At 60.2% G+C, this 15,492-nt stretch carries 12 protein-coding genes; 11 read left to right on the plus strand and 1 reads right to left on the minus strand.

Going from position 1 to position 15,492, the window contains the following annotated elements:
• Positions 1–85: 85 nt before the first annotated feature.
• From nuoG to nuoN, 8 genes are all read left to right on the plus strand, one after another.
• Entirely contained in the window at positions 86–2,824 is a 2,739-nt protein-coding gene (gene nuoG / locus ACM3N8_RS02760) for an NADH-quinone oxidoreductase subunit NuoG (RefSeq protein ID WP_416015423.1), read from the plus strand.
• Positions 2,821–3,789, plus strand: a complete 969-nt coding sequence (gene nuoH, locus ACM3N8_RS02765; protein ID WP_043136698.1) for an NADH-quinone oxidoreductase subunit NuoH — start codon at positions 2,821–2,823, stop codon at positions 3,787–3,789. Before nuoG ends, nuoH begins: the two co-directional genes overlap by 4 nt.
• A gap of 128 nt (positions 3,790–3,917) precedes the next feature.
• On the plus strand, positions 3,918–4,460 hold the full coding sequence (gene nuoI, locus ACM3N8_RS02770; protein WP_043136700.1) for an NADH-quinone oxidoreductase subunit NuoI: 543 nt from the start codon (positions 3,918–3,920) through the stop codon (positions 4,458–4,460).
• A gap of 9 nt (positions 4,461–4,469) precedes the next feature.
• Complete coding sequence (nuoJ, locus tag ACM3N8_RS02775) at positions 4,470–5,033, plus strand: NADH-quinone oxidoreductase subunit J (protein WP_043555311.1); 564 nt, start codon at positions 4,470–4,472, stop codon at positions 5,031–5,033.
• Positions 5,030–5,338, plus strand: coding sequence for an NADH-quinone oxidoreductase subunit NuoK (gene nuoK / locus ACM3N8_RS02780; RefSeq protein WP_042034381.1), 309 nt, complete (start codon positions 5,030–5,032; stop codon positions 5,336–5,338). The genes nuoJ and nuoK overlap by 4 nt, the downstream gene beginning before the upstream one ends.
• Positions 5,335–7,182, plus strand: coding sequence for an NADH-quinone oxidoreductase subunit L (nuoL, locus tag ACM3N8_RS02785; RefSeq protein ID WP_290016855.1), 1,848 nt, complete (start codon positions 5,335–5,337; stop codon positions 7,180–7,182). Before nuoK ends, nuoL begins: the two co-directional genes overlap by 4 nt.
• Positions 7,183–7,260: 78 nt before the next feature.
• Positions 7,261–8,781, plus strand: coding sequence for an NADH-quinone oxidoreductase subunit M (nuoM, locus tag ACM3N8_RS02790; RefSeq protein ID WP_103472933.1), 1,521 nt, complete (start codon positions 7,261–7,263; stop codon positions 8,779–8,781).
• Positions 8,782–8,842: 61 nt separating this feature from the next.
• Positions 8,843–10,306: an NADH-quinone oxidoreductase subunit NuoN gene (gene nuoN, locus ACM3N8_RS02795; RefSeq protein ID WP_043136710.1), complete on the plus strand. Its 1,464-nt coding sequence runs from the start codon at positions 8,843–8,845 to the stop codon at positions 10,304–10,306.
• Positions 10,307–10,502: 196 nt separating this feature from the next.
• Here nuoN and ACM3N8_RS02800 read toward each other — a convergent pair whose 3' ends face one another.
• The gene (locus tag ACM3N8_RS02800; RefSeq protein ID WP_290016857.1) at positions 10,503–12,398 is read right to left on the minus strand and encodes a M6 family metalloprotease domain-containing protein; all 1,896 of its coding nucleotides are present in this window, start codon (positions 12,396–12,398) and stop codon (positions 10,503–10,505) included.
• 183 nt (positions 12,399–12,581) lie between these two features.
• Between ACM3N8_RS02800 and ACM3N8_RS02805 the strand changes: the two genes are divergently transcribed.
• The 3 genes from ACM3N8_RS02805 (at position 12,582) to ACM3N8_RS02815 (ending at position 15,474) form a co-directional block, all read left to right on the plus strand.
• Positions 12,582–12,710, plus strand: a complete 129-nt coding sequence (locus tag ACM3N8_RS02805) for a hypothetical protein (protein ID WP_277604278.1) — start codon at positions 12,582–12,584, stop codon at positions 12,708–12,710.
• Positions 12,711–12,913: 203 nt separating this feature from the next.
• Positions 12,914–14,044 carry an FIST signal transduction protein gene (locus ACM3N8_RS02810; RefSeq protein WP_241278169.1) on the plus strand — a complete coding sequence of 377 codons (1,131 nt, stop codon included), beginning with the start codon at positions 12,914–12,916 and terminating at the stop codon, positions 14,042–14,044.
• Positions 14,041–15,474: an HD domain-containing phosphohydrolase gene (locus tag ACM3N8_RS02815; RefSeq protein WP_043555303.1), complete on the plus strand. Its 1,434-nt coding sequence runs from the start codon at positions 14,041–14,043 to the stop codon at positions 15,472–15,474. The genes ACM3N8_RS02810 and ACM3N8_RS02815 overlap by 4 nt, the downstream gene beginning before the upstream one ends.
• Positions 15,475–15,492: the final 18 nt, after the last annotated feature.

Below are 15,492 nucleotides of genomic sequence, written 5' to 3' on the forward strand. Positions count from 1 at the left end.
GAATGTTTGATGACGCCATTGTCTGATTACGCCTGCTGGCTAATCCAATCTGCGCGTTTTATCTAATTGATGTCAGGGAAGTTGTATGGCCACCATTTTTGTAGACGGTAAAGAGTACGAGGTAGACGGGGCAGACAACCTGCTGCAAGCCTGTCTCTCCTTAGGGCTGGACGTCCCCTATTTTTGCTGGCACCCGGCGCTGGGTAGCGTCGGCGCCTGCCGCCAGTGCGCGGTCAAGCAGTATCAGAATGCCGACGACAAGCGCGGCCGCCTGGTCATGTCCTGCATGACCCCCTCTACCGATGGCACCTATATCTCCATCGAGGACGAAGAGGCGAAAGAGTTCCGCAAGACGGTGGTGGAGTGGCAGATGACCAACCACCCCCACGACTGCCCGGTATGTGAAGAGGGTGGCGCCTGCCACCTGCAGGACATGACGGTGATGACAGGCCATAACAGCCGTCGCTACCGCTTCACCAAGCGCACCCACCAGAATCAGGAACTGGGGCCCTTCATCAATCACGAGATGAACCGCTGCATCGCCTGTTATCGCTGCGTGCGCTACTACAAGGACTACGCCGGTGGCGAGGATCTGGGTGTCTATGGCGCCCACGACAACGTCTATTTCGGCCGGGTCGAAGATGGCACCCTGGAGAGCGAGTTCTCCGGCAACCTGGTGGAGGTCTGCCCCACCGGCGTGTTCACCGACAAAACCCACTCCGAGCGTTACAACCGCAAGTGGGACATGCAGTTTGCCCCCAGCATCTGCCAGCAGTGCTCGGTCGGTTGCAACATCAGCCCGGGCGAGCGCTACGGCGAGCTGCGCCGCATCGAGAACCGCTTCCACGGTGGCCTCAACCACTACTTCCTGTGCGATCGCGGCCGCTTTGGCTATGGCTACGTCAATCTGGCGGATCGCCCGCGTCAGCCATTGCTGCGTGACGGCAACGACAAGCTGGCCATCACGGTGGACGGCGCCCTGAACCGCGCCGCCGACGCCCTGCGCACCGCGGCCGGCGTCATCGGCATCGGTTCTCCCCGCGCGTCGCTGGAGAGCAACTTCGCCCTGCGCGAGCTGGTAGGTGCCGACAACTTCTATTGCGGCGTCGAGCAGAGCGAGTGGGAGTGCCTGCAAAAGATGTTGCACATACTGCAACACGGCGGCATTCGCACGCCGAGCCTGCGGGACATGGAAGAGGCCGACGCCATTCTGGTGCTGGGTGAAGATGTCACCATGAGCGCCGCCCGCATCGCCTTGGCCCTGCGCCAGTCGGTCAAGGGCAAGGCGCGCGAGATCGCCCGCAAGATGAAGGTGGACTTGTGGCAGGTCGCTGCGGTGCAGACCCTGGGCCAGAATGAGCGCTACCCGCTGCTCATCACCAGCCTGGACAGCACCCGCCTCGACGACGTGGCGGCAGAAAAACTGCACGCCCCCCACGCGGATCAGGCCCGCCTCGGTTTTGCCATCGCCCATCTGCTCGACAGCTCGGCCCCGGCCCTGGCCGATCTCGGCCAAGAACAACAGGCGCAAGCCGCTCGCTGGGCCGACCTGCTTGGCAACGCCAAAAAGCCGCTCATCATCGCAGGCTCGGGCGCCCGCACCCCGGCACTGATCGAGGCTGCCAGCAACATAGCCCGTGCCCTCAAGGGCCGTGGCCAGGACGTCAGCCTGGCACTGGTGGCCCAAGAAGCCAACAGTCTGGGTCTGGCCATGCTGGATGCAGGCAAGTCGTCAGGCAAATCGCTGGAAGCTGCCCTCGAGCGCATCGAAGCCCAGGATAACCTGGCGCTGGTGACCCTGGAGAACGATCTCTATCGCCGCGCCCCGCGCAATCGGGTCGATGCGGCCATCGCCCGCCTGCAACACCTGCTGGTGGTCGATCATCAGGATACCCAGACCGCCCAGAAGGCCGATCTGGTGCTGCCTGCCGCCAGCTTTGCCGAGGCCGATGGTACCCTCGTCAATATGGAGGGCCGTGCCCAGCGCTACTTCCAGGTCTATGCGCCAGCCTTCTACAACGCCGACATCCAGATCCGGGAAGGGTGGCGCTGGCTGGCCGCGCTGCAGGGGGCTCTCGATCACAAGCCTCTGCGCTGGCAGAACCTTGACGAGATCAGCAGTGCCTGCGCCGCCTCGACGCAGCTGCTCGCCCCCATGCTGGAAGCCTCGCCCAACGCCGGGCTGCGGATCCGTGGCATGAAGCTGGCTCGTGAGCCGCACCGCTACAGCGGTCGCACCTCCATGCTGGCGGATCAGAACGTCAGCGAGCCGAGAGTGGCCCAGGATCCGGACTCCCCCTTCAACTTCTCCATGGAAGGCTATGCCGGAGCCCGCCAACCGATGCAACAGGTGCCGTTTGCCTGGGCGCCGGGCTGGAACTCCCCGTCAGCCTGGAACAAGTTCCAGGACGAGGTGGGCGGCAAGCTGCGCGCCGGTGATCCCGGTCGCCGCCTGCTGGAGCCGGGTGAAGACAATCTCGGCTGGTTTGATGCCATACCTGCCCCCTTCGCGGCTCAGGAAGCCCTGCAGGTGGTCAACTATGACCAGCTGTTTGGCGGCGAGGAGCTCTCCGCTCGCAGCCCGGTGATCCAGGCCCGCATGAACGAACCCGAACTGGTGCTGAACCCGGCCGATGCGGCTCGCCTTGCCCTCAACGCGGGCAACCAGGTGAGCTTCTCCTGGGGTGGCAACCACTGGCGCCTCAAGCTGCGGCTGAGCCATGCTCTGGCACAGGGTCTGCTGGGTCTACCGCTCGGCGTGAACGGTCTGCCGACCGCGCTGCAACAGGCCTACATCAACAACCTGCAGGAGGCGATCGCATGAGTGATTCCCTGATGGAGCTGCTGATTGAAGTCGGCAAGGCGCTGATCGTGCTGGTGGGGATAGTGGGGGCTGGCGCCTTCATGAGCTTCATCGAACGTCGCCTGCTGGCGCTGTGGCAGGATCGCTATGGCCCCAACCGGGTGGGCCCGTTCGGCCTGCTGCAGCTGGCGGCCGACATGGTCAAGATGTTCTTCAAGGAGGACTGGATCCCGCCGTTCGCGGATCGCCGGATCTTCATCCTGGCCCCCATCATAGCCTTCACCGCCTTTATTCTGGCGTTTGCCGTGGTGCCGCTCACCCCCACCTGGGGCGTGGCGGATCTCAACGTGGGCCTGCTCTACATACTGGCCATCGCGGGACTGGCGGTCTATGCCGTGCTGTTCGCCGGCTGGTCGAGCAACAACAAATACTCATTGCTCGGCAGCCTGCGCGCCTCGGCCCAGACTCTCTCCTACGAGGTGTTCCTGGGGCTCTCCCTGATGGGGATAGTGATCCAGACCGGCAGCTTCAACCTGAGAGACATAGTCGAGGCCCAGGCGGGCTTGTGGAACGTGGTGCCCCAGATCCTGGGCTTCATCACCTTCCTGTTTGCCGGCGTTGCCGTCACCCACCGCCACCCGTTTGACCAGCCGGAGGCAGAGCAGGAGCTCGCCGACGGCTATCACATCGAGTATGCGGGCATGAAATGGGGTCTCTTCTTCGTGGGCGAGTACATCGGCATAGTGCTGATCTCCTCCCTCATAGTGACCCTGTTCTTCGGTGGCTGGCACGGCCCCTGGTTGCCGCCCTTCATCTGGTTTGCCCTGAAGACCGCCTGCTTCATGGTGCTCTTCATCCTGCTGCGGGCCTCCCTGCCCCGTCCGCGTTTTGACCAGGTGATGTCCTTTGGCTGGAAAGTCTGCCTGCCGCTGACCCTGATCAACATGCTGATCACGGGTGCCGTGGTGCTGATGAGTGCGCAGTGAGGCCGGAATGGATATGAACATTGTGATGCCGTTTGGCTGGAACGTCTGCTTGCCTCGCGCCTTGTACCCCACTCGGGATGCAAGACACAGGGGCTGTGGTGCTGATGAATGTGCAGTGAGGCACGACTATGAAAATTGTTAGCATAATCAAGGGTGTCGGTACCCAACTTCGCAGTCTGGGCATGGTGTTTTCCCATGCCTGGCGCCCGCGCGAAACCCTGAGTTACCCGGAAGAGGCTGTCTATGCCGCCCCCCGTTTCCGTGGCCGCATCGTGCTGACCCGCGACCCGGACGGCGACGAGCGCTGCGTGGCCTGCAACCTCTGCGCCGTGGCCTGCCCGGTCGGCTGCATCTCGCTGCAGAAAGCGGAGCGGGACGATGGTCGCTGGTATCCGGAGTTCTTTCGCATCAACTTCTCCCGCTGCATCTTCTGCGGCCTGTGCGAAGAGGCCTGCCCCACCACCGCCATCCAGCTGACGCCGGATTTCGAGATGGGCGAATACCGCCGCCAGGATCTGGTGTACGAGAAGGAAGACTTGCTGATCAGCGGGCCCGGCAAATACCCGGATTACAACTTCTATCGCATGAGCGGTATGGCCATCGACGGCAAGCCGAAAGGGGATGCCGAGCACGAAGCCAAACCTATCGATGTCAAGAGCCTGCTGCCCTAGGAGTCAATCATGGAACTGGCATTTTATGCCGCGGCCCTGGTAGCCGTTTACAGCACGCTGCGGGTGATAAGCACCAGCAACCCGATGCATGCGCTGCTCAATCTCATTATTTCGCTCATCGCCGTGGCCATGATCTTCTTCTGTCTGGGTGCCTCCTTCGCGGGAGCCCTGCAGGTGATCGTCTACGCGGGCGCCATCATGGTGCTGTTCGTGTTCGTGGTGATGATGCTGAACCTGGGATCGTCCCAGGATCAGGAGAAGAACTGGCTCACCCCCACCACCTGGGTGGGTCCGGGTCTGCTCTCTCTCGTCCTGCTGGGCTTTCTGGCCTACGGCATCCTCGGCGTGACAGGGGGTCAGCTTGGTCTGACCGACGTCAGCGCGAAAGAGGTCGGCATCGCCCTGTTCGGCCCTTATGTGCTGGCGGTGGAGCTCGCTTCCATCCTGCTGCTGGCGGGTCTGGTGACCGCCTACCACCTGGGCCGTGAAGACAAGAGCGGGGAAGTGCTTTCCGTTCCCAAAACTGCCGTGCGCCCAGCACCAAGTCCATCTCAAGAAGGAGGTCAGCAATGAGTGGCATCCCCATGGAACACGGTCTGCTGCTGGCCGCCGTGCTGTTTTGCATCGGTTTGTGCGGTCTGCTGATCCGCCGTAACTTGCTGTTTATCCTCATGAGTATCGAGATCATGATGAATGCGTCCGCACTGGCGTTCGTGGTGGCTGGCAGCCGCTGGGCCCAGGCCGATGGCCAGATCATGTACATACTGGTGATTTCTCTGGCGGCAGCGGAGGCCAGTATCGGCCTGGCCCTGTTACTGCTGCTCTATCGTCGTTACCACACCCTCAACGTGGACACTGTGAGCGAGATGCGCGGATGAGCCTCTTATACCTGACTTTTCTATTTCCGCTGCTGGGATGGCTGGTGCTGGCCTTCTCCCTCGGCCGTTTCGGCGAGCGCAGCTCGGCGCTCATCGGCGTCGGCAGCATAGGGTTGTCGGCCCTCACCACCCTGTGGGTCGGCATCAATTTCCTCAATACCATGCCGGTCGGCGGTGTCTACACCCAGACCCTGTGGCAATGGATGTCGGTGGGCAGCTTCAATCCCACCTTCCGCCTGGCGCTGGACGGCCTGTCGCTGACCATGCTGGGGGTGGTGACCGGGGTGGGCTTCTTCATCCACCTGTTCGCCTCCTGGTACATGCGCGGAGAAGAGGGCTATTCCCGCTTCTTCACCTATACCAACCTGTTCATCGCCAGCATGGTGTTCCTGGTGCTGGCCGATGACCTACTGTTCGTCTACCTCGGCTGGGAAGGGGTGGGGCTGTGCAGTTACCTGCTGATCGGCTTCTACTACCGCAACCCGGCCAACGGGGCGGCCGCCCTGAAGGCGTTCGTGGTGACCCGGGTCGGCGACGTCTTCCTCGCCATCGGCCTGTTCGTCCTCTACCGGGAGCTGGGCACCCTCAACATCCATGAGCTGCTGGTGCGCGCCCCCGCGATGTTCGCCGAGGGATCCCCTGCCCTGTCGTTCGCCTGCCTGATGCTGCTCGGCGGCGCCGTCGGTAAATCGGCCCAGCTGCCGCTGCAAACCTGGCTGGCGGATGCCATGGCGGGCCCGACGCCTGTCTCTGCCCTGATCCACGCCGCGACCATGGTGACCGCCGGTGTCTATCTCATCGCCCGTACCCACGGCCTCTTCCTGCTGGCCCCCGAGATCCTGCATCTGGTGGCACTGGTCGGTGCCATTACCCTGGTGCTGGCGGGTTTTGCGGCCCTGGTACAGACCGACATCAAGCGGATCCTGGCTTACTCCACCATGAGCCAGATAGGCTACATGTTCCTGGCCCTCGGGGTCGGCGCCTGGGAAGGGGCCATCTTCCACCTGATGACCCACGCCTTCTTCAAGGCGCTCTTGTTCCTCTCCGCCGGTGCCGTCATAGTCGCGACACACCACGAGCAGAACATCTTCAAGATGGGAGGCCTGCGCAAGAGTCTGCCGCTGGTCTATGCCTGCTTCCTGGTGGGGGGCTCGGCGCTGGCCGCGCTGCCGCTGGTCACGGCCGGTTTCTACAGTAAAGACGCCATCCTGTGGCAGGTGCAGGCATCCGGCCAGACCACACTGTTGTGGGCCGGTCTGGTGGGGGCCTTCCTGACCTCACTCTACACCTTCCGCCTCATCTTCATCGCCTTCCACGGCAAGGTGCAGACCGAGGCCCACGCCGGCCACGGTCTGGCCCACCAGCTGCCGCTGCTGGTGCTGCTGGTGCTCTCCACCGGGATCGGGGCCCTGATAGTGCCGCCGCTAGCCGGAGTACTGCCGGCCGGGCCGGGAGATCACATAGAAGCGGGTCGTCATGCGCTGGAAATAGCCTCCGGCATAGTCGCCATCGCGGGCATAGCCCTGGCCGCCTTCCTGTTCCTGGGTGAGCGTCGACTGGCCACCAGCGTGGCGAACAGCGCGCCTGGCCGTCTGCTCAGCACCCTCTGGTTCAATGCCTGGGGCTTTGACTGGTTGTACGATCAGCTGTGGGTCAAGCCTTACCTGCTCAGCACCCGTCTGCTCGGCAAGGATCCGCTGGACTGGATGATGAACCTGCCGGCCTGGCTGGCACAGAGTGGCCACCAGCTGTTGGCCTGGACCGTTTCCGGCAAGTTGCGCTGGTATGCAGCCTCCATGGGGATGGGCGCCGCCCTGATCCTGGCCCTGCTGCTGCTCGGCTGATCCCGTGATGCAGCCCCTGAACTCGCAGCAAGCCCACGGGCCTGCACAGTGACTAGAACATAGACGAGAGCTGATATCGTGACCTTACTCTGGATCTTGTTAATACCCTTCATCGGCGGTCTGCTCTGTTGGCAGACGGAGCGCTTCGGTGAATACTTCGTGCGCTGGGTCGCCCTGCTGTCCATGAGCGCCTGCCTGCTGCTCTCCGGCGCCATCTGGTGGAGCGGTGACTTTTCCCTTGCAACCCAGACGGGCGTGTCCGCCTGGGCCGCCGAACTGCAGTTGCCCTGGATCCCCCGCTTCGGCATCTCCCTGCATCTGGCGGTGGATGGCTTGTCGCTCTTGATGGTGATGCTCACCTGCTTCATCGGCGTGCTGGCCATCCTCTGTTCCTGGAAGGAAATCGTGCAGCGCATCGGCTTCTTCCACCTGAACCTGCTCTGGATCCTGGGGGGTGTGCTCGGCGTCTTCATGGCGCTGGATCTGTTCCTGTTCTTCTTCTTCTGGGAGATGATGCTGGTCCCCATGTACTTCCTGATCGCGCTGTGGGGCCACTCGGTCACCGACGGCAAGTCCAGGATCAACGCGGCCACCAAGTTCTTCATCTACACCCAGGTCAGCGGCCTCATCATGCTGGTCGCCATCCTGGGTCTGGTGCTGACCCACCACGCCGCCACCGGCGTGTTCACCTTTGACTATCAGGACTTGCTCAACACCCCGATGAGCAAGGGCGTCCAGTGGTTGCTGATGCTGGGCTTCTTCATCGCCTTCGCGGTCAAGATGCCGCTGGTACCGCTGCACGGCTGGCTGCCGGATGCCCACAGTCAGGCGCCGACCGCGGGTTCCGTGGACCTGGCCGGCATCTTGCTGAAAACCGCCGCCTACGGTCTGCTGCGCTTCGCCCTGCCGCTGTTCCCGGAGGCCTCCGCCGAGTTCGCCCCCTACGCCATGCTGCTGGGCCTGGTCGGCATCGTTTACGGCGCCATAGTGGCGTTCGCCCAGACCGACATCAAGCGGCTGGTGGCCTACACCAGCATCTCCCACATGGGCTTCGTGATGATCGCCATCTACTCGGGTAGCGAGCTGGCGCTGCAAGGCGCCGTGGTGCAGATGATAGCCCACGGCCTCTCCGCCGCCGGCCTCTTCATCCTGTGCGGTCAGCTCTACGAGCGGCTGCACACCCGTGACCTGCGCCTGATGGGCGGCCTGTGGGGCCGGTTGCGCTACCTGCCCGGCGTCATGCTGTTCTTCTCGGTGGCCTCCCTTGGCATGCCGGGTACCGGCAACTTCGTCGGCGAGTTCCTGATCCTCATCGGCAGCTTCCAGGTCGCTCCTATCATCACCATCATCGCCACCTTCGGTCTGGTGCTGGCATCCGTCTACTCCCTCATCATGCTGCAACGGGCCTGCTTCGGCGCGCCCAAGGACGACAAGATCCTCAAGGGACTGGACAGCCGCGAGCTCGCCATGATGCTGACCATAGCCGGCCTGCTGGTGCTGCTCGGTGTCTATCCCCAGCCGGTGCTCGATACCGCAGGCAGCAGCCTGATGAGCGTGCTGCACTGGTACGCACTGCCGTCCGCCGGAGCGTTGCAATGAACCTGACTGTTTCCCGACCGCTGGCCCTGTTGCCTTACTTGTCCATTACAGGAGCACTGCAATGACATTCACAGCTTCTCAACTGCTGGCCCTGTTGCCCCTGCTGCTGACCACGGGGGCCATGCTGGCCCTGATGCTGGCCATCGCCTGGCGGCGCTGTGACGACACAGCCTTCGTCGTCACCATAGCGGGCCTCAACCTGGCGCTCTTCTCCCTGCCCATCGTGATGGCGCAGGGTGATCAGGGGGTCACTCCGCTGCTGCAGATAGACGGCTACGCCGTCTTCTACATGGGGCTGGTGCTCATCGGCGCCCTGGCCACCTGCACCTTCGGTCGCTCCTGGCTCAAGGGCTATCCGGACAACCGGGAAGAGTTCTACCTGCTGCTGCTGATCGCCACCGCCGGCGGCCTGGTGCTGGCCGGTTCCCGCCACCTCGCCTCCCTGTTCATCGGGATCGAGATGCTGACCCTGCCCATGTTCGGTCTGGTGGGCTACGCCTACCGCGAGCGCCATTCGCTGGAGGCCAGCATCAAGTACATGGTGCTCTCCGCCGCCGCCACCGCCTTCCTGCTGTTTGGCATGGCGCTGCTCTATGCCCAGGCGGGCAGCCTGAGCTTCAGCGATCTCGGCCTGACCCTGGCCACCACCCCGGCTCACCACCCGCTGCTGATGGGCGGTCTGGGACTGATGCTGGTGGGGTTTGCCTTCAAGCTCTCCCTGGCCCCCTTCCACCTCTGGACACCTGACGTGTACGAAGGCGCCCCGGCACCTGTGGCCACCTTCCTGGCCACCGTCAGCAAGATAGCCGTGTTCTGCGTGCTGTTGCGCTTCTACCTGGCGGTGCCTGCGGCGGGAGATCCCATGATCCACTGGCTGCTGGCCGCCATGGCGGTCGTCTCCATCGTCATCGGCAACCTGCTGGCCCTGCTGCAGACCAACATCAAGCGGATGATGGGTTACTCCTCCATCTCCCACTTCGGTTATCTGCTGGCGGTGATCGTCGCCAGCCGCCTCGGCCAGATGCCGGTGGAAGCGGCCGGTGTCTACCTGCTGATGTACCTGTTCACCAGCCTGGGGGCCTTCGGCGTCATCAGCATGATGTCCAGCCCCTATCGCGGCAAGGATGCGGACTCCCTGCACAGCTACCGTGGTCTGTTCTGGCACCGCCCCTATCTGACCGCCGTCATGACGGTGATGATGTTGTCGCTCGCGGGTATCCCCATGACGCTGGGCTTCATCGGCAAGTTCTATCTCATCGGGGTGACGGTTGATGCCAAGCTGTGGTGGCTCTCTGGCGCCATAGTGCTGGGCAGCGCCCTGGGTCTCTATTACTACCTGCGCGTCATGGTCACCCTCTATCTGCGGGAACCCGGCATGCAGCTGCGCGATGCCAAGGCCGACTGGGCCGTCTCCTCGGGCGGCATGGTGGTCCTGCTCTCCGCCATCATAGTGGTGGCGCTGGGCATCTACCCCCAACCCGTCATCAGCCTGGTGCAGGGCTTCCAGAACGTGGTCTTGCGCTAACCCGCCCTGATGGCCAATGCCCCTTGTGTCAGGTACCATTGGCCATCTTCCAGAGATGAAAAAATCCGAAACCAGCTTGGCTGGTTTCGGATTAATGTGATTGTCAGCAGATGAAACCTACAGATTCAGAATAGGACTTTAGTCGACACATTCCATTAATGTGTTTATTAAGACCCTTTATATTTATGACAAGAATCTATTTTCTCAACGTGAAATCATAGTTCCCCTCACCATTATAAGAATAAACATTAAACCGATAATAACCACTACTTGCAACATAGTTAATCGCTTCATTCGAGGTGACGCTTGTTGATGTTGCCACAGCTATCCAAGTACTATTCTGCCATTTTTCCAGTGACAAATCGAAATCAGCATTGCCGGGGCCGGTCAACACACCACTCAGGGCTCCACCATCATATTGAAACCAGCTGCCATTCGGAATGATATGACTAACGCCCTTCCCACTCAGATAACCTGAATAATTTTCCTCTTGATTTGAATTACCCTTGCCACCGATGTCAAATGTCATTTGACTTGAGACAGCGCTGATATTAGTCAGCTCCAACCCTGAATCAGCACCACTCCACCAGCGTGAATTGGTTCCTCGGCTGGACAGCGCATTGGGTTGAGTATCACCGAAAGTGTCTTGCCCAGAAGCATGATACATATCATAAGCATCACCAAGATTAGTATTTTTTTCTGGGTCACGATTCCCATCCGCATGCTCCATCTGAACATATGGATACCACTCATTATTATTGGAGCCATTAGGATCAACATGCCATACAATCAGACCTTGACCTGGCATATACTGATTTTGCCCGACTTGCGTTCTTGTCTCTATATAAAAAGCCTCACCAGCTTTATTCGGGTTGGACCAGCGGTATAGTGTGTTGCTGTTAGCCTGGTGACTCAATAGACCTGAAGGAGCATTGCTGTTAACCGCAGGATTGAGCTCGGTGATCGTTTCCCAGCCACTCAGTGAGCGAAAGTAGCCATTGGGTGGAACTGGTTTTTTATGTCTGTTACCGGTTACACCGCCATATCCCATAATGCAGTGCGAGCCAGCGGATCCTCCTGAGCTGCCATCGTAATCGTAAAGATCAGGCCAGCCGAACAACAGGTGTCCTGACTCGTGGATGAAGGTCCCGATAGATAAACTGCTATCCATGTTGGAGATCTGGTATTTGGATGCACAGACCCCATCAGCACACCAGCGGTTCAAGCCACCTTGATGAGGCCATAGGCCCTGAGCCCAGCCACCACCAGTACTGCCAGAATAGAACACGTTCAAACCACGAATATTGCCGTCACTATCTTTCGAGATGGTCGAAAAGTCGAAGCCTTCGGTGTATTCAAGCCAATCCAGAGCTTCGGCTATCAACTCTCTTGCTCTGGCACCATAGGTTATCGTGGGGTCTGTGTAGTAGGACTTATATTTCTTGGCCGTATAATATCCAACAACAGTATTGGTATAGTCTAATTTATTACCAGACACAGCACGAAAATAGTCCCGGATTGATTGTGCATTTCCATAGCCTGTGTAACCGATTTGGTTGGTGTAGTTGATGACCTCACTGGGTGGAATAGAACTGGATTCATCAGGAAACTGAATTAATATGGTCAACCCTCGAACATTACCTGTTACATTGGCATATTGATTGGCAAAAACACTGATTTTTGGTGACTGGGGTTGATATTGTAAAATTTGTAATTGCTTGGCGTTACGTTGCACGATAGAACGCTTGGCATGTTGAGGAATATCGGTGCCCTTCTGTATGGACCTGGTGCTAACACCATTCGACTTGGTAACTAGAATTCCGGTCGACTCAAACATTTCTCCATTTTCTGAAAGCTTGGCATAAGCGTAACCTTTCAGGGTATTGTCATAGATAACCGGATAGCCATCTTTAGTACGTTGATCTGCGTAAAGAGTTGAACCATTGAGGATCAACTCAAGTGTCGAACCATCCGGCTGCGTAACCGTGTGATGATAGTTGACATAAGGTATTGCAGCCTCCGTTTGAACAGTGAACATTACTGACCCTAGGATGGTTAAAATATTTAACCATCCTGTTCTTCCATTTTTCATTTTATCTTCCTTGTGAGTCCCGTGCAGAGTAAGTCTTATATCCAGTTCACCAAGGGATCAAATTTTATTTTTAAACTGGGATGTGTGTAACCATTCACCGACGTGAATTCAAACAAAACCATGTCATTTTTTGTGTAAGTGGGAGCGTTATATCCCAGGTTAGGGAATCGCCCAGGTATTCCCATGACATTGGGCTTTATCGGCAAGTCCCATCTACGTGACGGTCAAAGTCCGGCTGTGGTGGCGCTGGGCATCTACCCCCAACCCGTCATCAGCCTGGTGCAGGGCTTCCAGAACCTGGTACTGCGCTAAGTAACGCCTCTGCCAGAAACACAAAACCGGCCCAGGTGGCCGGTTTTTTATTGCTGGTTGAGCAAGAGCACGGCCGCAAGGTGGCAAGCTCTTTTTTTATGCGTATTTATAACCACTTATGTCACATCGCAGGTCACCGCTGAGTATCATCACCCCGCCCCTTGCTGATATATTCATGAAATACAGGAATGGAGCCAGGAGCCATGACGCAACCCTCCTTTTGCCTCTTTGATACCCGCTCACTGGTCGATGCACTGCTCCCCTATCGAGGCGGTCGGCTCGATGTGTTGCTGGCCGAACAGGATATCGACCGTGTCGCCGAGCTGCAGCAAGAGTGCCGGCAGCTGGCGATTTCGCTTTCCGGCGCCATCTTTCCCCGCCTCATCAGCCGACAGGGTTTTCATGACAGGGGCGCCTGGTTGCTGCCCCGTCCGTCATCCCACGATCCCCGGCTGATCTCGTTACCCCAAAATGACGATGCAGACCGGCTTGCCGCCATGCTCTGCGAACAGCTGGCGCCCCGGCTCGCGCAATGGCCGGATCCGGCCCGCCCCCCCACCCTCTTTCTGACCTTCGATGCCATGATCCCCAACATCGCCTCCATCCTCGAGGGGATCTATCTCAGGCTGGCGGACAGGGTCAACTACGCAGGCGTCAATGCGGGCAGCGGCCAGTTCAAGGCCATGCCCTGCCTGTTCGACAGCCAGACCCTGACGAGTCAGGCGGTCATCTGCAGCCTACTGCCCCATCACAGCTATCCCCTGCTGGAGCATGGCTATCAACTCATGGCCCAGCCCATGCTCGCCACCAGTACGGAGGGCAACAAGGTCTCCTTCATCGACTGGGAGCCCGCCTTCAGCCGCTACCAGTCGCTTGTCCGGCAACAATTTCAGCAGGCGCTGACCCAGGCGCAGTTCTATCAGTACGGCGTCCACCTGCCGCTGGGTCTGCTGCGGGCCAATGGCGACGTGGTCGTGAGGATCCCGGTCACAGTCACCGAAGAGGGCGCCCTGCTCTGTGTCGGCGAGGTGCCGGATCACAGCATTCTCACCCTGCTCAAGGCCCCCCATAGCCCGACCGCCCATGCCATCGAACTGGCCGGCAAGCTCCGCCAGCACGGCCCGGTCGACACACTGGAGCTCTATTACTGCGCCGGCCGTCAGCAGCATTTTGGCCAGCAGAGCGAGCTCGAGCTGAGCACGCTGTTTACCCATAGCGGCGCCCGCGAGCTGGTCGGCGCCCTCTCACTCGGCGAGATTGGCAGTTTGCGGGCGGGGGATTATCCCCTCTTCCACAATGGCGCCATTCTCTGCAACGGAGCAACGCCGTCATGAACAACGACCATGCCATGGCCATCGTCTGCGATCTCGCCCTCTGCATTGGACGCGAGGTGACCCTGGATGCCTTGCTGACCAAGGTGCTGCAACGCTTTCTGTTTCACTGCGCCTGCCCGGTTGGTCTCGTGCTGCAGCAGTTGCCGCAGGGGGAGTACAAGATCGTCAAGGCCATCGGGGACGAGCAGTTGATCCAGCAGCACGGGCAACCACTGGTGCTGCCCGCCTGGGTCAGTGGCGGCGAGCAGTGCACCCTGCACGGCCCCATCCCCCTGCCCGGCTCCCGCCCCTATCCCTTTGCCTACCGCTTGCGGATCGAAGGGGGCTACCTCATGCTGCTGCTCTCCCCCAGAGCCGAACAAGAGGGTGAACAGCTGTGCCACCTGTTCAGCCCCATCCTCGGCAACCTGGCTCGCGCCATCCAGCTGTGCCGGGACAGCGAGCAGCTGGCCCTGCGTCAGCAGGCGGAGCTGGTGGACATGCAGCGCTTCAACGAATCCCTGCTCAAGGCGATCCCCATTCCCGTGTTCTACAAGGACGTCGAGGGGCGCTTCATCAGTTGCAACCCGACCTTTACCCAGATCACCGGCATCAGCAAGGCAGAGCTGCTGGGGAAACGCGTGGATGAAATTCTACCGCCCGAGATGGCGGACGAGTACAGCCAGCGGGACATGGAGGTACTGCGCAGCAAGCAACCGCAATATTTCGAGCACAGTCTGCTCGATCGCAGCGGCCACCGTTATCAGGTGCTCAACTTCAAGGATCTCTTCTATGACCATCAGGGCAAGGTGGCCGGCATCATAGGAGCACTGGTCGATATCACCCATATCAAGGAGAGCGAGCAGCATCAGCGCACCTTGCTGTTTCAAACCATAGCGGCGCTCTCCTCCGCCATCGCCCACAAGGATCCCGGCACGGCCGGCCATGAAAGGCGCGTACACGACCTGGCGCTGGCCATAGGTCAACACCTGCAACTGCCACAGGAGCGGCTGGATGGGCTCGGTCTCGCGGCCATGGTGCACAACATAGGCCTGCTGCAGATCCCGGCCGAAATCCTCACCCGCCCCCGTGAGCTCAGGCCGGTGGAGTTTGAACTGATCAAGCTGCACCCTCAGGCCGGCTGTGACATCCTGCAGCAGATAGATTTCCCCTGGCCCATCGCCACCATAGTGCAGCAGCATCACGAAAACATGGACGGCAGCGGCTACCCACAGGGCCTGCAGAGTGATGCCATCTGCCTGGAGGCCAGGATCATCCGGGTGGCGGACTCGCTGGCTGCCATGACGGCGCACCGCCCCTTCCGCCGCGCCATGTCGCTGACCGATGCCTTCGCCCAGCTGGCGCGCTATGCCGGCGTCCACTATGACGAGCAGGTGGTGAACGCCTGTCTCGCCGTGTGGCAGGCGGGCTACCGTTTCACTACCAGCTGATCAGCCGCAGGAGCACAG

This window comes from Aeromonas sp. A04, assembly GCF_047780465.1.
In the GTDB taxonomy this organism is placed as follows: domain Bacteria; phylum Pseudomonadota; class Gammaproteobacteria; order Enterobacterales; family Aeromonadaceae; genus Aeromonas; species Aeromonas bestiarum.